The 17,344-nt window shown below is 67.1% G+C and carries 17 protein-coding genes; 3 read left to right on the top strand and 14 right to left on the bottom strand.

Annotated elements, in window-relative coordinates; translation table 11 throughout:
* Nucleotides 1–128 precede the first annotated feature (128 nt).
* The 7 genes from AC1ME3_RS07300 to AC1ME3_RS07270 are packed head-to-tail and all read right to left on the bottom strand — an operon-like array spanning nucleotide 129 to nucleotide 4,546.
* Complete coding sequence (locus AC1ME3_RS07300; RefSeq protein WP_480955442.1) at nucleotides 129–914, bottom strand: enoyl-CoA hydratase-related protein; 786 nt, start codon at nucleotides 912–914, stop codon at nucleotides 129–131.
* A 10-nt stretch (nucleotides 915–924) separates the two neighbouring features.
* Entirely contained in the window at nucleotides 925–1,347 is a 423-nt protein-coding gene (gene mce / locus AC1ME3_RS07295; protein ID WP_132735338.1) for a methylmalonyl-CoA epimerase, read from the bottom strand.
* Between the two features lie 5 nt (nucleotides 1,348–1,352).
* Nucleotides 1,353–1,574 (bottom strand): hypothetical protein, encoded by a 222-nt coding sequence (locus tag AC1ME3_RS07290; protein WP_133029647.1) that lies wholly within the window; start codon nucleotides 1,572–1,574, stop codon nucleotides 1,353–1,355.
* On the bottom strand, nucleotides 1,571–1,858 hold the full coding sequence (locus AC1ME3_RS07285; RefSeq protein WP_480955441.1) for a hypothetical protein: 288 nt from the start codon (nucleotides 1,856–1,858) through the stop codon (nucleotides 1,571–1,573). The genes AC1ME3_RS07290 and AC1ME3_RS07285 overlap by 4 nt, the downstream gene beginning before the upstream one ends.
* Before the next feature lie 54 nt (nucleotides 1,859–1,912).
* On the bottom strand, nucleotides 1,913–2,425 hold the full coding sequence (locus tag AC1ME3_RS07280; RefSeq protein ID WP_480955440.1) for a hypothetical protein: 513 nt from the start codon (nucleotides 2,423–2,425) through the stop codon (nucleotides 1,913–1,915).
* Nucleotides 2,425–2,994, bottom strand: coding sequence for a hypothetical protein (locus AC1ME3_RS07275; protein WP_480955439.1), 570 nt, complete (start codon nucleotides 2,992–2,994; stop codon nucleotides 2,425–2,427). Before AC1ME3_RS07275 ends, AC1ME3_RS07280 begins: the two co-directional genes overlap by 1 nt.
* 25 nt (nucleotides 2,995–3,019) lie before the next feature.
* Nucleotides 3,020–4,546, bottom strand: a complete 1,527-nt coding sequence (locus tag AC1ME3_RS07270; RefSeq protein ID WP_121905054.1) for an acyl-CoA carboxylase subunit beta — start codon at nucleotides 4,544–4,546, stop codon at nucleotides 3,020–3,022.
* A 100-nt stretch (nucleotides 4,547–4,646) separates the two neighbouring features.
* On the opposite strand from AC1ME3_RS07270, the gene AC1ME3_RS07265 reads away from it, so the two are divergent.
* Complete coding sequence (locus tag AC1ME3_RS07265; protein ID WP_480955438.1) at nucleotides 4,647–6,041, top strand: helix-turn-helix domain-containing protein; 1,395 nt, start codon at nucleotides 4,647–4,649, stop codon at nucleotides 6,039–6,041.
* A gap of 140 nt (nucleotides 6,042–6,181) precedes the next feature.
* Here the strand turns inward: AC1ME3_RS07265 and AC1ME3_RS07260 are convergent, their stop codons facing one another.
* The 6 genes from AC1ME3_RS07260 to AC1ME3_RS07235 all read right to left on the bottom strand — a co-directional run bounded on the left by AC1ME3_RS07260 (nucleotide 6,182) and on the right by AC1ME3_RS07235 (nucleotide 13,860).
* Nucleotides 6,182–7,546, bottom strand: a complete 1,365-nt coding sequence (locus tag AC1ME3_RS07260) for an ammonium transporter (RefSeq protein WP_480955437.1) — start codon at nucleotides 7,544–7,546, stop codon at nucleotides 6,182–6,184.
* A gap of 11 nt (nucleotides 7,547–7,557) precedes the next feature.
* Nucleotides 7,558–7,896 carry a P-II family nitrogen regulator gene (locus tag AC1ME3_RS07255; RefSeq protein ID WP_056053652.1) on the bottom strand — a complete coding sequence of 113 codons (339 nt, stop codon included), beginning with the start codon at nucleotides 7,894–7,896 and terminating at the stop codon, nucleotides 7,558–7,560.
* 298 nt (nucleotides 7,897–8,194) lie between these two features.
* Nucleotides 8,195–9,769 carry a bifunctional phosphoribosylaminoimidazolecarboxamide formyltransferase/IMP cyclohydrolase gene (purH, locus tag AC1ME3_RS07250; protein WP_480955436.1) on the bottom strand — a complete coding sequence of 525 codons (1,575 nt, stop codon included), beginning with the start codon at nucleotides 9,767–9,769 and terminating at the stop codon, nucleotides 8,195–8,197.
* A gap of 247 nt (nucleotides 9,770–10,016) precedes the next feature.
* Nucleotides 10,017–11,735 carry a heparinase II/III family protein gene (locus tag AC1ME3_RS07245; RefSeq protein WP_480955435.1) on the bottom strand — a complete coding sequence of 573 codons (1,719 nt, stop codon included), beginning with the start codon at nucleotides 11,733–11,735 and terminating at the stop codon, nucleotides 10,017–10,019.
* Nucleotides 11,736–11,752: 17 nt separating this feature from the next.
* Nucleotides 11,753–12,409 carry a ribulose-phosphate 3-epimerase gene (gene rpe / locus AC1ME3_RS07240; RefSeq protein WP_480955434.1) on the bottom strand — a complete coding sequence of 219 codons (657 nt, stop codon included), beginning with the start codon at nucleotides 12,407–12,409 and terminating at the stop codon, nucleotides 11,753–11,755.
* Nucleotides 12,410–12,582: 173 nt separating this feature from the next.
* Nucleotides 12,583–13,860 carry an RsmB/NOP family class I SAM-dependent RNA methyltransferase gene (locus AC1ME3_RS07235; RefSeq protein WP_480955433.1) on the bottom strand — a complete coding sequence of 426 codons (1,278 nt, stop codon included), beginning with the start codon at nucleotides 13,858–13,860 and terminating at the stop codon, nucleotides 12,583–12,585.
* Nucleotides 13,861–13,964: 104 nt separating this feature from the next.
* On the opposite strand from AC1ME3_RS07235, the gene AC1ME3_RS07230 reads away from it, so the two are divergent.
* The gene (locus AC1ME3_RS07230) at nucleotides 13,965–14,123 is read left to right on the top strand and encodes a DUF1674 domain-containing protein (RefSeq protein WP_107963485.1); all 159 of its coding nucleotides are present in this window, start codon (nucleotides 13,965–13,967) and stop codon (nucleotides 14,121–14,123) included.
* A gap of 36 nt (nucleotides 14,124–14,159) precedes the next feature.
* Here the strand turns inward: AC1ME3_RS07230 and AC1ME3_RS07225 are convergent, their stop codons facing one another.
* Entirely contained in the window at nucleotides 14,160–14,573 is a 414-nt protein-coding gene (locus AC1ME3_RS07225; protein WP_107955557.1) for an acyl-CoA thioesterase, read from the bottom strand.
* A 181-nt stretch (nucleotides 14,574–14,754) separates the two neighbouring features.
* On the opposite strand from AC1ME3_RS07225, the gene clpB reads away from it, so the two are divergent.
* Complete coding sequence (gene clpB / locus AC1ME3_RS07220) at nucleotides 14,755–17,334, top strand: ATP-dependent chaperone ClpB (protein ID WP_480955432.1); 2,580 nt, start codon at nucleotides 14,755–14,757, stop codon at nucleotides 17,332–17,334.
* The last annotated feature ends 10 nt before the right edge of the window (nucleotides 17,335–17,344 follow it).

Below are 17,344 nucleotides of genomic sequence, written 5' to 3'. Positions count from 1 at the left end.
CCTTGCACCTAGTTCCCCGGCGGAGGCCGGGGCCCAGCCCCTCAAACACACCGCGCGCGGGAGCGCGTTCGATGCTGCGCATCGAGCCTGGGCCCCGGCCTTCGCCGGGGAACGAGTAGCAGAAGCCATCACTTGCCAGTAAACACCGGCTTGCGCTTTTCCAGGAACGCGCGGCCGCCTTCCATCGAGTCCGCCGACCCGCGAGCATCGCGCTGGTTCGCCGCCTCGGCCTGCATCGCGGTCGCGTAATCCGTCTCGTATGCAGCGGTAATCGCCCGCCGCATCAGCCCGAGTGCGATCGTCGGCATCGCCGCCAGTCGCTCGGCCAAGGTGAACGCCTCGGCGTCCAGAGCATCGTCCGCGACCACCTTGTGCACCATACCCCAGTCGAGCGACTTTGCCGCCGGAACCCGCTCGCCGAGCATCATCATCTCGGTCGCCCGCGCCTTGCCGATCAGCCGCGGCAGCATCCACGACGCGCCGCCGTCCGGCACCAGCCCAATATTCACGAACGCCTGGAGAAAATACGCGGTCTCGCTCGCGACGCAGAAATCGGCGGCGAGCGCGAGGCTGCACCCGATCCCCGCCGCCGGCCCGCGCACTGCGCTCACCACCGGCACCGACAGATCGGCGATCGCCGCCATCGTCGGATTGTAGCTTCCGGTCAGCGCCGCGAACGTCGCCTCGCCCGGATTGTCCGAACCAAGCGCCCCGCCCCCGACATCCGCGCCCGAGCAGAACGCGCGGCCAGCGCCCGCGATAAGCACCGCCCGCGCACCATCCAGATCGCCCAGCGCCGCGCGCAACTCCTCGAACATCGCCGGTGGTGCGGCGTTCAGCCGGTCGGGCCGGTTCAGCGTCAGCACCAGCACGTCGCCGCGCCGCTCGCTCAGGATATGCTCGTACGCGGCCATCAGATCTCTCCTAGTGCGCGCCGGTATCGCCCGGCGTCTCCATCAACTCGACCAGCATGCCGCCGAAATCTTTCGGGTGCACGAACACGATCGGCGTGCCATGCGCGCCGATCCGCGGCTCGCCCAGCACGGTCGCGCCCTTCGCCTTCAGGTCGGCAACCGCCGCATGGATATCGGCCACCTCGAAGCAGACATGATGCTGCCCACCGGCCGGGTTCTTGCGCAGGAAGCCGGCGATCGGCGAACTCTCGTCATACGGCTCGATCAGCTCGATCTGCGTATTCGGCGCATCGATGAAGCACACCTTCACGCCCTGCGCGGGCAAGTCGAACGGCTCGCCGATCGCGGTCGCGCCGAGCAGCAGGCGATACGTCTCGACCGACTTCGCGATCGACGGCGTCGCAACTCCGACATGATTGAGACGGCCCAGCATGGCGGTCATCCTTCGATCCTTGGTTGATCGGGCATGCGGCGCGCCATAGCGGCGCCTTCGATGATTCCCTCGAGCCGGCTGACTCGGTCGCGCAATGCGCCATGCGCCTCGGCAAGACGTGCGAGCCGGTCGCCCTGCGCGTGCGCGGCGTCCTTCATCACGCGCAGATCCTCCTGCATCAGCAGGACGGTCCGCATCGCCTTCAGTGCATCGCCGACGACGCTCATGCGTTGGGTCTTTCGCCAGCGAGGACCGCGTCGACAGCATCGTTGGCGCGCTGGATCGAGGCGATCGTGTCGCGGATGTCCGCGCGCATCAAGGGAACGGCAGCCTCGACTTCGCGGACGAGCAATGCCAGCGCAGCCTCCTCGTCCGCTTCGCCTTCGACGAGATAGCGCGTCGAGGCGGCGCGGAGGACGTGGCCGACGGATTTGCCGTTACTCGCGGCGAAGGCGTCGAGCGCCGCCTTGTGATCCGGCGAGGTCAAAAACGTCACGCGTTCGGTCTGCATGTCACGACTCCTTATCATGACATGATAATGTGCGGGAGAGCGGGATACAACGCGTCATTCCGCAGGCTCGGCGGCTGGCTTGGAGGAGAGCGGCGGGACGACGCCGAGCGTGTAGCCGCAGACGCCGAGCACCTGGCGGACCATCGCATCGCTGGTAGGCGCGACGAAGTTCGCCTGTACTGCGAAGTTAGCGCCGTTGGTTGTCTCGACTCGGACCATCTTCGACTTGACGAGGAACGTGGTCAGCCTGGTGATGGCCTCCGGATCGGTGACGTAGGTGCCGGTGCCCGGAAACTGCCAATTATAGGTGAAGGCGGGCCCGCCATCGAAACGCACCGCGACAGGCTTGTCCGCGCCAGACCCGAGTGGTTGCGGCTGAATGAACTGGATCGACACGATCGGCTCGGAGGCGACATCGCACTTCACGACGAACCGCGAGAGCCCGTCATTGCCGGTGACCGACGCGGAGATACTGCGCACGCCCGCCGGGTTGGTGCGATCGGCAAGCTTCCAGACAGGCGCGGGCGCGGCTGTGACAGCCGCTTGGAGAAGGAGCAGACCCAGCATTACGCGACCACCATCGGTGTGCTGGCGAGCACGGCGCGAAGCCCGGCATCGTCAGTCCGTTGAACGGGCGTTGCCTGCTTCATCCCGACCTCGATCTCGACGATCGCGGTCGCATTGGCGAACGCTTCCACGGTAACGGCCCTGGATGGCTTGTTCTGCACCTTGGCTTCGAGCGTGTGGATGCCCGGACTCACCGTCAGCGCGGCGAAACGCGGGCTTTTGAGCTGTGTCCGTGCCTCGCCATCGACATACACGTCGACACCGGCCAGCTTGCCGATGAATCCACGACGCAAGACAATCAGCCGCGCGGTCCCGTCGGCCACCGGGGCCAACGCCGCCTGCCGGGCATCGCCGCTCGCCAGTGCCACACGCTTGTTGCCCGCGAGCCCGAGATAGATCGCGCCTGCCACGACTCCGAGGGAAAGGCCGATGATCGGCGACGGCAGCGGCTGGCCGCTTCGCCCTGCCGCGGCGGCAGCGAAGAAGGCCAGCACGAACGACGTGAGCATCGCCACGCCGACAACGATGCCGACGAATATAAGCTGTTTCGACAGTGGCAGTTTCTTCAAGATCGCCTCCCGAGCGACTGGATCGTCACAGCGGGATGTTATCATGCTTCTTCCACGGATTCTCCAGCGCCTTGCCGCGGAGTTTCCGTAGGCCGAGCGCGATGCGGCGGCGGGTCGAGTGGGGTTGGATCACTTCGTCGATGAAGCCCTTCGACGCGGCGACGAACGGGTTCGCGAAGCGCGCCTCGTATTCCGCGGTGCGTTCGGCGATCTCTTCGGGCGTCTTGCCGCGGAAGATGATCTCGACCGCGCCCTTCGCGCCCATCACCGCGATCTCGGCGGTCGGCCAGGCATAGTTGAGGTCGCCGCGCAGGTGCTTCGACGCCATCACGTCGTACGCGCCGCCGTAAGCTTTGCGCGTGATGACGGTGATCTTCGGCACGGTCGCCTCGGCATACGCGAACAGGAGTTTGGCGCCGTGCTTGATGATGCCGTTATGCTCCTGCGCGGTGCCGGGCAGGAAGCCGGGGACGTCGACGAAGGTCACGATCGGGATCTCGAACGCGTCGCAGAAGCGCACGAACCGCGCCGCCTTCTTCGACGAATTGATGTCGAGCACGCCGGCGAGCACCATCGGCTGGTTCGCGACGAAGCCGACCGTGCGGCCCTCGATACGGCCGAAGCCGGTGATGATGTTGGCCGCGTGCGCCGGCTGCGTCTCGAAGAAATCGCCTTCGTCGACGGTCTTCCGGATCAGCTCGTGCATATCGTAGGGCTGGTTCGCCGACGCCGGGATCAGCGTGTCGAGGCTCTCCTCGATCCGGTCCCATTCGTCCGCGGTCGGGCGCTCGGGCACACCGTCCCGGTTCGACGCAGGCAGGAAGTCGAAGAAGTCGCGTGCCGCGAGCAGCGCTTCGATGTCGTTCTCGAACGCGTTGTCGGCGACCGAGGTCTTGGTGGTGTGAGTCACCGCGCCGCCGAGCGCCTCCTGCGTCACGACCTCGTTGGTCACCGTCTTGACCACGTCGGGGCCGGTGACGAACATGTAGCTCGAATCCTTCACCATGAAGATGAAGTCGGTCATCGCGGGGGAATACACCGCACCGCCGGCGCAGGGGCCCATGATGAGCGAGAGCTGCGGCACGACGCCGGACGCGAGCGCGTTGCGCTGGAACACTTCGGCGTAACCACCGAGCGAGGCAACGCCCTCCTGGATGCGCGCGCCGCCGCTGTCGTTGAGGCCGATGATCGGCGCGCCAACCTTCATCGCGCTGTCCATCACCTTGCAGATCTTCTGCGCGTGACGTTCGCTGAGCGACCCGCCGAATACGGTGAAATCCTGGCTGAAGACGAAGACGAGGCGGCCGTTGATCGTTCCCGAGCCAGTGACCACGCCGTCGCCGGGGATGACCTGATCCTGCATGCCGAAATCGACGCAGTTGTGCTCGACGTACATGTCGAGCTCCTCGAACGATCCCTCGTCCAGCAGCACGTCAAGGCGCTCCCTTGCGGTGAGCTTACCCTTGGCGTGCTGCGCTGCGATCCGCTTGAGGCCCCCGCCGACTCTGGCGGCTTCGCGGCGGCGTTCAAGCTCTTCGATCGTGGATGACATCGTCTCTCCGTCCTGCTGACTGCCTTCACAGAGCGGGATGCGATGCGCAAATGCAATGTTGCAAACTTGTCCGAGGCATGTTTGCAAACTAGGCGGGGATATGACTTTGCCCGCTCGTCGCCTCTTCGTCGGACACCGCCTGCGCGACCTGCGCCGCGTTCTTGGAATCAGCCAGGCGGCGATGGCCGCGCGGATCGGGCTGTCGGTAAGCTACCTTTCGCAGATCGAGAATGGCGACCGGCCGGTGACCGAGGGCGTGCTGATCACGCTGGCGCGCGAGTTTCCGGCGGATTGGGGGAGCATCGACGCGGCGGACGATACCGCGCTGCTGATCGCGACGCTCGAGGCGGTGTCGGATACGAGTGTGGAGGCACCTGCGCTCGACGAGACGGCAGTGCGGCGTGCGGTAAAGCATCAGCCGCTGTTGGCGCAGCGCCTCGTCGCTATGCACGACGCGTACCGCCGCGCGCAGGAGCAGTTGCGGGCGCTCGACGATCGGCTGGTGGCGGGATCGGGCGCGCCGGGGTTGCTGCCGTGGGAGGACGTGCGCGACTGGTTTCATGCGGCGGGCAATTATGTCGATGCGCTTGATCGGCGGGCGGAGGAGATCGGCGAGACGCTCGGCGCAGACCGGGTTGCGGCGCTGGAGGCTCGGCTGGCGGCGAGAGGTGTGTCGGTTGCGATCTCGGGCGCGCTCGCCGCTCCCTTGCGCGATTACGATGGCGCGACCCTGCGGTTGGACGGATCGCAGCCGGGCGAGACCACCCTGTTCTCGCTCGCGCATCAAGTCGCACGGCACGAGTTCGGCGACGTCATCGGCGGGATCGTCGCTGCATCTGAGATGGCTTCGGAGACGGCGCGAGCGCTGCTGACCGCGGGGCTGACCAACTACGCGGCGGGGGCGATCGTCATGCCCTATACCCGCTTCCGCACCGAGGCGCGGAGCGTGCGCCACGACATCGACCGGCTGCGGCGGATCTTCGGGACGAGTTTCGAGCAGACGTGTCACCGCCTCTCGACGCTCCAGCGCCCCGGAGCGCTGGGCATCCCGTTCTTCTTCTGCCGCGTCGACATGGCGGGGAACATCACCAAGCGGCACTCCGCCACGCGGTTGCAGTTCGCGCGCTTCGGCGGCGCGTGTCCGTTGTGGATCGTCCACGAGGCAGTGGCGATCCCCGACCGGATCCTGACGCAGTTGATCGAGACGACCGACGGCATCCGCTACGTCTCGATGGCGAAAGGCCTGGTGAAGCCGTCCGAGACGTACACGCGGCCGGCGCGGCGCTATGCGGTGGCGCTGGGGTGCGAAGAGGCGAACGCGTCGGAGTTCATCTATGCCGATGCGCTGGGAACGGGCGGGATCGCGACGCCGATCGGGTCTTCGTGTCGGGTTTGCTTGCGCACCGACTGTGACCAGCGCGCGTTTCCGCCTGCTGCCAGCGAGATCCGGGTCGATCCCGACCGCCGCGGCGCCGTGCCGTACGAGGTGGTTTAGCCCCTTCGGAACTCGATCGAAGTACCACTTCGATCGACATAAAAAAGGCCCGGTGTGTTTCCACACCGGGCTAAGGTTGTCCGCAGGAGGAACGTCGTGGGTGCGGGCTCGACTGGCCCGCTACCGATTCGTGTTGGCGATCAGTTGTAAGCGCGCTCGCCGTGTTCGCCGATGTCGAGACCCGCGTGCTCGACTTCCGGCGATACCCGCAGACCGGTGACGGCCTTGGCGACGTAGATCGCGATCGTGGTGCCGATCGTGGCCCAGATGATCGTGACGATCACCGCCTGGAGCTGCACGAAGAGCTTGGCGCCCATCGCATAGTCCGCAGCGCCTGGCCCGCCGAGCGACGGGGCGTAGACCACCGCGGTGCCGATCGCGCCGATCATGCCGCCGATGCCGTGGATCCCGAAGGCGTCGAGCGAGTCGTCGTAGCCGAGCATCGGCTTGAGCTTCGACACTGCCATGAAGCAGACGAGCGAGGCGATCGCGCCGAGGACGATGGCGCCGAACGGGCCGGAGTTGCCCGCGGCCGGCGTGACGGCGACGAGGCCGGCGACGATGCCCGAGCAGAAGCCCAAAGCCGAACCCTTGTGACCCGAGAGCTTCTCGGCAAGCATCCAGAACAGGGCGGCAGAAGCCGTGGCGACGAAGGTGTTGAGCATCGCGAGTGCGGCAGAGCCGTTCGCCTCGAGCGCAGAGCCGGCGTTGAAGCCGAACCAGCCGACCCAGAGTAGCCCGGTGCCGATGCCGGTCATGACCAGCGAGTGCGGTGCCATCTGCTCCTTCGGATAGCCAATACGCTTGCCGAGGATGAGGGCTGCGACCAGCGCCGAGACGCCGGCGTTAATGTGGACCACGGTACCGCCGGCGAAATCAAGTGCGCCCGCCTTAAAGAAATAGCCGCTCGATGCCCACACCATGTGCGCTACGGGCAAGTAGACGATCGTCAGCCAGACCAGGCCGAACACCATCACTGCCGAGAACTTCATGCGCTCGACGACCGAACCCAGGACCAGCGCGATGGTGATCGCGGCGAAGGTCATCTGGAAGCAGATGAAGACATATTCGGGGATCTCGACACCGGCCGTGAAGGTCGCTGCCTGTGATGCGGGCGTGACGCCGGCCAGGAACAGCTTGCCGAAGCCGCCGATGAAGTTGCTGAGCAGCGCGCTGCCGTTGTCGCTGCCGAGTGCCAGCGAATAGCCCCACATCACCCAGATCAGCATCGCGAGCGCCGCGACGGCACCGATCTGCGTCATGGTCGACAGCATGTTCTTCGACCGCGTGAGGCCGCCGTAGAACAGCGCGAGGCCGGGCAGGATCATCATCAGGACGAGGATCGTCGAGGTCATCATCCAGGCGGTATCGCCCTTGTTTACGGTAGCAACGACGGGCGTAACCACCGGTGCGGCTGCGGCCTGTGCCCAGGCGGGTGCGGCGGCGATCATCGTCGCGCCGAACCCTAGAGCCGCGACGGCGGCCTTCTTCAAATCATGCTTCATCTCGTCCCCCCTCAGAGCGCTGAATCGTCGGTTTCACCGGTGCGGATGCGTACCGCCTGGCCGACGTCGAGCACGAAGATCTTGCCGTCGCCGATCGCGCCGGTGTTCGCCGAGGCCTGGATCGCCTCGACCACGCGGTCGGACAGGCTGGCGGCGCAGACCACCTCGATCTTGATCTTCGGCACCATGTTGGTGCTGTACTCGGCCCCCCGATAGATCTCGGTCTGGCCCTTCTGACGGCCGAACCCCTTGACCTCGGTGACCGTCATGCCCGCCACGCCGATCGTGGTGAGCGCTTCGCGCACCTCGTCGAGCTTGAACGGCTTGATGATGGCAATGACGAGTTTCATCGCGCCCCTTCCCCTTGTTACCAGGGGCGCCTCGCAATGTGCGTGCCAGTTGAGGTTTGGAGGAGTGAGGTGTGCCTGCGGGGGCGAGCAGCGGGGGTTTTGCGGTTAAAACTTGTGCAGTGCGGTGCGGGTGCTCGAAAAACGGGCAGCTATCTTTCCGTCATGCCGGGCTTGTTCCGGCATCCACCGCGCCGCGTACTCACGAGCGTTTGGTTTGCGGGACCGTGGATGCCGGAACGAGCCCGGCATGACGGAGTGGGTGCGGTGGCGGATTTTGCCTGCCCCCGCCCCGCCAAACTCAGTGGCGGAAGTGGCGCATGCCGGTGAACACCATCGCGAGGCCGGCTTCGTCCGCCGCCGCGATGACGTCGGCGTCGCGGATCGAGCCGCCGGGCTGGATCACCGCCGTCGCTCCCGCTTCGACTGCGGCCAGCAAACCGTCGGCGAAGGGGAAGAACGCGTCCGACGCGACCGCCGAGCCGATCGTGCGCGGCGTCGACCAGCCGGCCTTTTCCGCCGCGTCCTTCGCCTTCCACGCAGCGATACGTGCGGATTCGAGGCGGTTCATCTGGCCGGCGCCGATCCCTGCGGTGCTGCCGTCCTTGGCGTAGACGATCGCGTTGGACTTGGTGTGCTTGGCGACGGTCCAGGCGAAGCGGCAGTCGATCAGCTCCTGCTCGGTCGGCTGGCGCTTGGTGACGACTTTCAACTCGCCGGGCGTGCCGTTGTCGCGGCCCTGGACGAGCCAGCCGCCAGCGATCGACTTCGCCGTCAAGCCGAGCCGCGCGGGATCGGGGAGGTCGCCGGTGAGCAGCAGGCGGAGGTTCTTCTTGGCGGCGAACAGCGCGATCGCCTCCTCGTCGGCGTCGGGGGCGACGACGACTTCGGTGAAGATGCCGGTTATCTGGCGCGCGGTTTCGGCGTCGAGCGTGCGGTTGACGGCGATGATGCCGCCGAATGCCGACACCGTGTCGCAGGCGAATGCCGCGGCATAGGCTTCGGCGAGGGTGGCGCCGGTGGCGACGCCGCACGGGTTGGCGTGCTTGACGATCACGACGGAGGGCTCGGCGTCGCGGAACTCGGCGATGAGTTCGAGCGCGGCGTCGGCGTCGTTGAGGTTGTTGTAGCTGAGCGCCTTGCCCTGGAGCTGGCGGGCCTGGCCGATGCCTTGGACTGAACCGGTCGCGGTGTAGAAGGCGGCGGACTGGTGCGGGTTTTCGCCGTAGCGCAAGCTATCGCCGCGCTTGAGCGTGATCGGCAGGGTGGCGGGGAATTCCTCGGCCTGATCTACCGTGCCGAACCAGGTCGCGATGGCGGAGTCATAGGCGGCTGTGGTGGCGAAGGCCTTGGCGGCGAGCTTCTTGCGGTCTTCGAGCGTCGTCGTGCCGCCCGAGACGAGCGCATAGTCGGCGGGGTCGGTGACGATCGCGACATAGGCGTGGTTCTTGGCGGCCGAGCGCACCATGCTGGGGCCGCCGATGTCGATGTTCTCGATCACGGTGTCGCGGTCGGCGCCCTTGGCGACGGTAGCTTCAAACGGGTAAAGGTTGACGATCACGAGATCGATCGCGCCGATCTTGTGCTCGGCCATCGAGGCGGCATGGCCGGCGTCGTCGCGGACCGCGAGCAGGCCGCCGTGGACCATCGGGTGGAGCGTCTTCACGCGGCCGTCCATCATCTCGGGGAAGCCGGTGAGTTCGCTGACGTCGCGCACTTCCAAGCCGGCGGCGCGGAGGGCGGTGGCGGTGCCGCCGGTGGAGACGAGTTCTACGCCGTGGCTGGCCAGCGCCTTGCCGAGATCGACGATCCCGGTCTTGTCGGAGACGGACAGGAGCGCGCGCCGAATGGGAAGGGTGATCGGGATGCTGGTCATGAGGGTCTTTCGTCGGGGGTCGCCGTGCGGCGGTGCCTTAGCGTTGGTTGACGTTGGGGAACAGGGGGGCAGGTCACGCACGAATGCCGCCATCCCGCGCCATTCCGAACAATGGCACCTCCCCGGCGAAGGCCGGGGTCCAGTTGGGGGACGTTGCTAACCGGTGACGGCGCTCCGTTATTGCCACCTTTCCAACTGGGCCCCGGCCTCCGCCGGGGTGGTGCATCTCACCTAGGGTGGCCTCCGGTCAGACGGCCTTCTTCAGCGCCCAGCTCACACTCGCGCCACCCGCCGCCGCTTCACCCGTGATCATCAGCTGCTGCGTCGCGACCGGGCGGCCGTCGGCGTCGATCCAGACGCTGTCCTCGACTACCAGCGCACCGCCGCGGCAGCGGAATTGCCACAGGGGACCGCCGGGGAGGCGGAGGATCGCGCCGAGGCCGTCCGCGGTGGGGGAGACCTGCACGCCCTCGCCCAAATGGAAGCGGATCGCGAACAAAGACAACCCCGCGCGGCGCTTGCGGCCCTGCGGCAACAGCGCGTCCTCACCGCGGAGTTCGCGGCCGTCGCCGGTGAGCATCAGCTGGCGGCGGTGGAGGAAGCCCCAGCGGCGGACATAGCCGTCGTGGCTCGCCTCGATCCGGCTGGCGGCGTCCGATTCCTGGCGGCTGAGCTCGACTTCGCCGACGCCGCGGCCGAGCGTGCCGTCGGTGAGGATCGCGGTCGAATTGCTGTCGGCGATCGTCAGCGTGGAATGGGCGGCCGTCGAGCGCAAACCCTCCACCATCGCCGCCGGCAGTTGCGCGATGCCCGCGCGGGCGCCGCCGCAATTGACGACGATCCGCGCGGGGCCATCGGAGAATTCGAACGCGAGCGTCGAGGCGCAGCCGCCTTCGACGAGGCGCGCGATCGGCGGCGGGGCAGCGTCGACGATCAGCACCGCGGTGCCGGCGGCGAGGCGTTGATAGCCCCAGTCGCGCGCCTGGCGGAGGGGGCGGGTGCGGACGCCGCTGGCCTCGATGACCGCGGCGACCTGCGTTTCGCTGGCCGGGCCGCCGCCCTGCCAGCTCGACAGGCCACGATCGGCGTGCGCTACGCCGAGTAGGGCCGCGACCATCCGCGTGAGCGTGACCGCAACCGTCTCGGGGAGTTCGAGACCGCGGGCGACGTAGCTTTCCTGGAGCAGGGTGAGCAGCTGGATCGAGTCGAGCAGCATCGCCGGGCTGCGCGAGACCGAGCCGCCATCGTCGAACAGGCCGGTGCCGAGCGCGCGGAGCAGGCCGGCTTCACCGAACGCCTGGCGCGGTTCGCCGCCGGGGATAAGGAGTCCGGCAGCGACGACGCCGCACCACGCGGCGATGCGTGGCGCACCGGCTGGCGCCTTGTCCGCGGTGCGGTCGAGGTGAAGCGCGCCCTTCGCCAGTGCGTTCAACACCTTCGAGCGGTAGATCTGGTCCGACGACGACAAGATCAACGGCGCATGCGCGGTCCAGGCGAGGATGCGGCGGCCCCACAGATCGGGCCGCCACGCGATCCCGCCCTGCGTGTCGGCATAGGCGGTCAGCCACAGGCCCATGAGGTACTCGGCGATCGGTGCGCCCCGCGCGCGGGTGGCGACGGTCGAGAGGTCGCGCAGCCACGCGAACCCGTGGAAATATTCCGCAAACGGTTTGGGCAGCGGCTTCGAAAGATCGAGCGTCTCGATATCGCGCGCTTCGCCGCGGAACGAGAGGACGCCCTCCAGCAGCATCGTGCCGCGCGGAATGTCGCCGAGGATGGGATCGTCGGGGACCGCGATCAGCTTCAGCGGGTAGCGGCCTTTGAGGCGGAGCGTGTGGAGCGGGGTGCGCCACGTCAGGCGGTGGAAGCGCTCGGCCAGGCGGTCGGCGAGCGACAGCCCCTTGTCGCCGCCGAGACGGATCAAGCGGCGGCCTTCGTCGATCCCGTCGGGGGCGGGATCGGTCACGGGATTAACGGTGTCGTTCACCCCCGCAACGCGGCGATGTTGGCGGCGTAGTGATCGGGCCCGCCGCGGAAGACCGAGGTGCCCGCGACCAGTGCGTCGGCGCCGGCGTCGATGCAGCGCTTCGCCCACTCGGCGTCGACGCCGCCATCGACTTCGAGATCGATCGCGCGGCCGCTCTTTTCGATCATCGTGCGGATCGCGGCGATCTTCTTGAGCTGGCTTGGGATGAAGCTCTGGCCGCCGAAGCCCGGGTTGACGCTCATGACCAGGACGAGGTCGACCATGTCCATGAGGTAGTCGAGCATCTTCGCGGGCGTGCCGGGGCAGATCACGACGCCGGCGCGCTTGCCGAGGCCCTTGATGTGCTGGAGCGAGCGGTGGATGTGCGGCCCGGCCTCGTAATGCACGGTGATGCAGTCGGCGCCGGCCTCCGCGAACGCGTCGAGATAGGCGTCGACGGGCGAGATCATCAGGTGGACATCGAACGGCTTGGTGGTGACGCCGCGGACCGACTTCATGACCGCGGGGCCGAACGAGATGTTGGGGACGAAATGGCCGTCCATCACGTCGATGTGGATCCAGTCGGCGCCAGCCGCGTCGATGGCGCGGACTTCCTCGCCAAGCTTGGCGAAGTCGGCGGAGAGGATCGAGGGGGCGATGCGGACGGGTTGCATGGGATTGTCCTAGCGCGGGATTTGGTTGGTGCGAAGTCCCTGTCGATCCTCCCCCGCCAGGGGGAGGTGGCACCGCAGGTGACGGAGGGGGAGGAACACGCAACCTGCGGTGTCGCCCCCTCCCCCTCCGTCTGGCGAGCGCCAGCCACCTCCCCCTGGCGGGGGAGGATTTATTAGCTGCGCTTGAGGCGGGTGATGAAGAAGCCGTCGCAGCCGCCTTGGTCGGCGAGCATGCCGGGGAGCGTGCGGATCGTGCCCGCCTCTGTCGGGGTGATGCCGGCGGGGAGTTCGGACTGGTCGACCGGGGCGATCGTGTAATCGCTGCGGGCCGCGAGGAACGCGTCGAGTTGCGCTTCGCCTTCCGACGGTTCGAGCGAGCAGGTGGCGTAGACGAGCGTGCCGCCGGGCTTCACCCAGTCCGCTGCCCGCGCGAAGATGCGCGCCTGCAACGCCGCGGTCTCGGCGATGATCGAGGGGCGGACGCGGTGGAGGACGTCGGGGTGGCGGCGGAAGATGCCCGTGGCGCTGCACGGCGCGTCGATCAGGATTGCGTCCGCGGGCTCGGTCGGCGCCCATTCGAGGATGTCGGCATTGACGACCTCGGCTTTCAGATGCGTGCGGTAGAGGTTCTCGCGCAGGCGCTTGATGCGGCTCTGCGAATTGTCGACCGAGGTGACGGTCCAGCCGGCGCTCGCGAGTTGCAGCGTCTTGCCGCCCGGCGCCGCGCAGAGATCGAGGACATGGCCCTCCCCCTTCCCTAGCAACCGCGCGGGAAGCGAGGCGGCGATGTCCTGCACCCACCAGGCGCCGTCGCCGAAACCGGCCATGTCGGGGACTGAATCATGGTCGCCCAACCGCAGATGCCCGGGCATGAAACTTTCGCCGCCGAGTTTCTCGCGCCAGCCCTCGGTCTCGGACGGGTCGGCGATCGTCAGGTCGAGCGGCGGCACCTGCGCGATCGCGCGGCCGGCGGCGTCGACCATCTCCTCGCCCCACGCCGCTTCCCAGCGCAGTTCGACGGGGGCCGGCAAGGTCGGCACTTCGGGGAGCAGCATATTGGCGCGGAACAGCGTGCCGAACACGCCGTGGACCAGCTTGCGCGGGCCGCCGTCGACGAGTGGCAAGACGGTCGAGATCGCGGCGTGCGACGGCGTACCGAGGATCAGCACCTGGACGAGCGCGATCCGCAGCGCCATGCGCGCCTTCGCATCGTCGGGCAGGTTGGTCTTGGTCACCGAATCGATCATCGCATCGAGATCGGGGAGGCGGCGCAGCGTCTCCGCAGCGATCGCATGCGCCAGGCCGCGATCGGGACCGTGGATCGCGCGCGTTGCTGCCGGCAACGCGGATTCGAGCGACTCGCCGCGACGCAGGACGGCATCGAGCAGGCGGAGCGCGGCACGGCGGGTAGGGACGCCAAGCGGCTCGGGGGCATGGGTATAGTCGGGCATATCAAGGTCCTTCGCGTTCGGTTTGGCGCGCGGCTTGTGGCAAAGCGGCGCGACAGGGCCCATGTGGCGGTTACGACGCCAACACGCAAATCCGGAGAGCCGCGATGGGCCAGCGCCCCGACCATGTGAAGCCACCCGAGTATCTGGCGAAGAATACGCCGGTGCCGAAACCCGAGGCGATCGTGCCCGACAAGGATCCCGAGCCGCGCGATCCGACGCGCTATGGCGATTGGGAGCTGAAGGGCATGGCGATCGACTTCTGAGGACCGATCGCCCGAGGCCTATTCGCTTAGGGACCGTCAGTCCTTAAGGTCAGTCTTCGGGAAGAAATGCTCGACGACGCTGTTCGCCAGCCGCGACGGGCGCAGCGTCTCGGCATCGAGGCAGCACCAGCTCGACTTCACCTCGGCCAACACGTCTTCGCCGCGCTTGATGATCGTCTCGTAGAATGCGCGCGCGCCCTGGACCTTCTCGAGCAACACCGTCGCGATGACGTCGTCGTCGAGGAACGCCGGTTTGCGGTACGTGATCTCGTGCTTCAGCGCGACCCAGAGGTGCCCCGCCACCGCCTCGGCGGGCGCCAAGCGCTGCCAATGGTCGATCACTGCGGCCTGTACCCACTTCAGATAGTTCGCGTTGTTGACGTGACCCATGAAGTCGATGTCGGCCGGCTCGATGCCGATGGCGTAGGTATGGGGAAGCGCTGTGGACACGCGCTGCATATAGCATGCGAACCTGAACATAGCGATGACGGCGGCGCTTCGATACCGACAATAAACGCTATTCCGGATGCCTCGCGCGGGCCCTAGCATCCGACCTGCGCGCGCCTCTTGTGTTGCCCAAATACAACACCATCTTTCGGCCAACACCGAAACACTCCCACAGGAATTCGTCATGAACATCGACAAATTCACCGACCGCGCGAAGGGCTTCCTGCAATCCGCGCAGACCGTCGCGATCCGCATGAACCACCAGCGCATCGCGCCCGAGCACCTGTTGAAGGCGCTGCTGGAAGACGAGCAGGGCATGGCTGCCGGGCTCATCAAGGCGGCCGGCGGCGACGCCAAGCGTGCAACATCGGAGACCGACCTGGCGCTCGCGAAGATTCCGGTCGTGTCGGGCTCCGGCGCACAGACCACGCCGGGGATCGACAACGACGCGGTGCGTGTGCTCGATCAGGCCGAGCAGATCGCGAACAAGGCGGGCGACAGTTTCGTCACCGTCGAGCGTCTGCTGATCGCGCTCGCGCTGTCGCTCAACACCGCGGTAGGCAAGGCGTTGAAGGCCGGCGGCGTGACGCCGGAGGGGCTGAACACCGCGATCAACGGCTTGCGTCAAGGCCGCACCGCCGACACCGCGGGCGCCGAGGACCGCTATGACGCGCTGAAGAAGTTCGCGCGCGACCTCACCCAGGCGGCGCGCGACGGCAAGCTCGACCCCGTCATCGGCCGCGACGAGGAGATCCGTCGCACCATCCAGATCCTCGCGCGCCGGACCAAGAACAACCCCGCGCTGATCGGCGAGCCCGGCGTCGGCAAGACCGCGATCGCCGAGGGGCTCGCCCTGCGGATCGCCAATGGCGACGTGCCCGATACGCTGAAGGACCGGCGGCTGATGTCGCTCGATCTCGGCTCGCTAATCGCGGGTGCCAAATATCGCGGCGAGTTCGAGGAGCGGCTGAAGGGCGTGCTCGACGAGGTGAAGGCTGCCGAGGGCGACATCATCCTGTTCATCGACGAGATGCACCAGCTGATCGGCGCGGGTAAATCCGAGGGCGCGATGGACGCGGGCAATCTGCTGAAACCCGCCCTCGCGCGCGGTGAGCTCCACTGCGTCGGCGCGACCACGCTCGACGAATACCGCAAATATGTCGAGAAGGACCCGGCGTTGCAGCGACGGTTCCAGCCGGTGATGGTCGGCGAACCGACCGTCGAGGACACGATCTCGATCCTGCGCGGGCTGAAGGAGAAGTACGAGCTCCATCACGGCGTGCGGATCACCGACGGCGCGATCGTCGCCGCGTCGACGCTGTCGAACCGCTACATCACCGATCGCTTCCTGCCCGACAAAGCCATTGATCTGATGGACGAAGCCGCGAGCCGCATCCGCATGGAGGTGGAATCGAAGCCCGAGGCGATCGAGAATCTCGACCGGCGGATCATCCAGCTCAAGATCGAACGCGAGGCGTTGAAGCGCGAGACCGACGACGCGTCGGTCGACCGGCTCGACACGCTGGAGGGCGAACTCGTCAATCTGGAGGAGCAATCCGCCGAGCTGACGACGCGCTGGAAGGGCGAGAAGGACAAGATCAACGCCGAGGCGCGGGTAAAGGAACAGCTCGATGCCGCGCGGCTCGAACTGGAGCAGGCGCAGCGGTCGGGCGATCTCGCCAAGGCGGGCGAGCTTTCCTACGGGACGATTCCGGGGTTGCAGCGCCAGCTCGACGAGGCGGCGGGGGCGACCAAAGGCGCGATGCTGCGCGAGGAAGTCACCGCGGACGACATCGCAGGCGTCGTCAGCCGCTGGACCGGCATTCCGGTCGAGCGGATGCTGCAGGGCGAACGCGACAAGCTGCTGGCCATGGAAGCGACGATCGGCAAGCGCGTGATCGGTCAGGCCCACGCGGTTAAGGCGGTCTCGACCGCGGTCCGCCGTGCGCGTGCGGGATTGCAGGATCCGAACCGGCCTTTGGGTTCGTTCCTGTTTCTTGGACCGACCGGTGTCGGCAAGACCGAGCTGACCAAGGCGCTCGCCGAATTCCTGTTCGACGATCCGTCGGCGATGGTCCGCATCGACATGAGCGAGTTCATGGAGAAGCACGCGGTCGCGCGGCTGATCGGTGCGCCTCCAGGCTATGTCGGATACGAGGAGGGCGGCGTGCTGACCGAGGCGGTGCGCAGGCGTCCGTACCAGGTGATCCTGTTCGACGAGGTCGAGAAGGCGCATGGCGACGTGTTCAACGTGCTGTTGCAGGTGCTCGACGACGGGCGGCTGACCGATGGCCAGGGGCGCACGGTGGATTTCAGCAACACGCTGATCATCCTGACGTCGAACCTCGGCAGCCAGTATCTGGCGAACATGGCGGAGGGCGACGACGTGTCGTCGGTCGAGCCGCAGGTGATGGAGATCGTCCGGTCGCATTTCCGGCCGGAGTTCCTCAACCGGCTCGACGAGGTGATCCTGTTCCACCGTCTGGGCCAGTCGCACATGGCGCCGATCGTCGACATCCAGGTATCACGCGTCGACAAGCTGCTTGCCGACCGCAAGATCGTCCTCGACCTGACGGATGCCGCGCGCGCGTGGCTCGGTCGTGTGGGGTACGACCCGGTGTACGGCGCGCGGCCATTGAAGCGTGCGGTCCAGCGCTATCTGCAGGACCCGCTCGCCGACATGATCCTGCGTGGAGAAGTAAGGGACGGCTCGACCGTCAAGGTCGATGAGGGTGACGGCAAGCTGGTGCTTCGGGTCGCCTGACAAAAAAAAG

The sequence above is a fragment of the Sphingomonas sp. BL2 genome (assembly GCF_056680015.1).
The sequence above is the reverse complement of the archived record's forward strand: the minus strand, read 5'-3'. Positions and strand labels throughout refer to the sequence as shown.

What these genes read in the sequence shown, in the direction of transcription:
- AC1ME3_RS07290 (WP_133029647.1), bottom strand. Translation starts at nt 1,574, where the DNA reads ATGAGCGTCGTCGGCGATGCACTGAAGGCGATGCGGACCGTCCTGCTG.
- AC1ME3_RS07260 (WP_480955437.1), bottom strand. Translation starts at nt 7,546, where the DNA reads ATGAAGCATGATTTGAAGAAGGCCGCCGTCGCGGCTCTAGGGTTCGGC.
- AC1ME3_RS07230 (WP_107963485.1), top strand. Translation starts at nt 13,965, where the DNA reads ATGGGCCAGCGCCCCGACCATGTGAAGCCACCCGAGTATCTGGCGAAG.
- AC1ME3_RS07285 (WP_480955441.1), bottom strand. Translation starts at nt 1,858, where the DNA reads ATGCAGACCGAACGCGTGACGTTTTTGACCTCGCCGGATCACAAGGCG.
- AC1ME3_RS07235 (WP_480955433.1), bottom strand. Translation starts at nt 13,860, where the DNA reads ATGCCCGACTATACCCATGCCCCCGAGCCGCTTGGCGTCCCTACCCGC.
- AC1ME3_RS07255 (WP_056053652.1), bottom strand. Translation starts at nt 7,896, where the DNA reads ATGAAACTCGTCATTGCCATCATCAAGCCGTTCAAGCTCGACGAGGTG.
- AC1ME3_RS07270 (WP_121905054.1), bottom strand. Translation starts at nt 4,546, where the DNA reads ATGTCATCCACGATCGAAGAGCTTGAACGCCGCCGCGAAGCCGCCAGA.
- purH (WP_480955436.1), bottom strand. Translation starts at nt 9,769, where the DNA reads ATGACCAGCATCCCGATCACCCTTCCCATTCGGCGCGCGCTCCTGTCC.
- clpB (WP_480955432.1), top strand. Translation starts at nt 14,755, where the DNA reads ATGAACATCGACAAATTCACCGACCGCGCGAAGGGCTTCCTGCAATCC.
- AC1ME3_RS07265 (WP_480955438.1), top strand. Translation starts at nt 4,647, where the DNA reads ATGACTTTGCCCGCTCGTCGCCTCTTCGTCGGACACCGCCTGCGCGAC.
- AC1ME3_RS07300 (WP_480955442.1), bottom strand. Translation starts at nt 914, where the DNA reads ATGGCCGCGTACGAGCATATCCTGAGCGAGCGGCGCGGCGACGTGCTG.
- mce (WP_132735338.1), bottom strand. Translation starts at nt 1,347, where the DNA reads ATGCTGGGCCGTCTCAATCATGTCGGAGTTGCGACGCCGTCGATCGCG.
- AC1ME3_RS07280 (WP_480955440.1), bottom strand. Translation starts at nt 2,425, where the DNA reads ATGCTGGGTCTGCTCCTTCTCCAAGCGGCTGTCACAGCCGCGCCCGCG.
- rpe (WP_480955434.1), bottom strand. Translation starts at nt 12,409, where the DNA reads ATGCAACCCGTCCGCATCGCCCCCTCGATCCTCTCCGCCGACTTCGCC.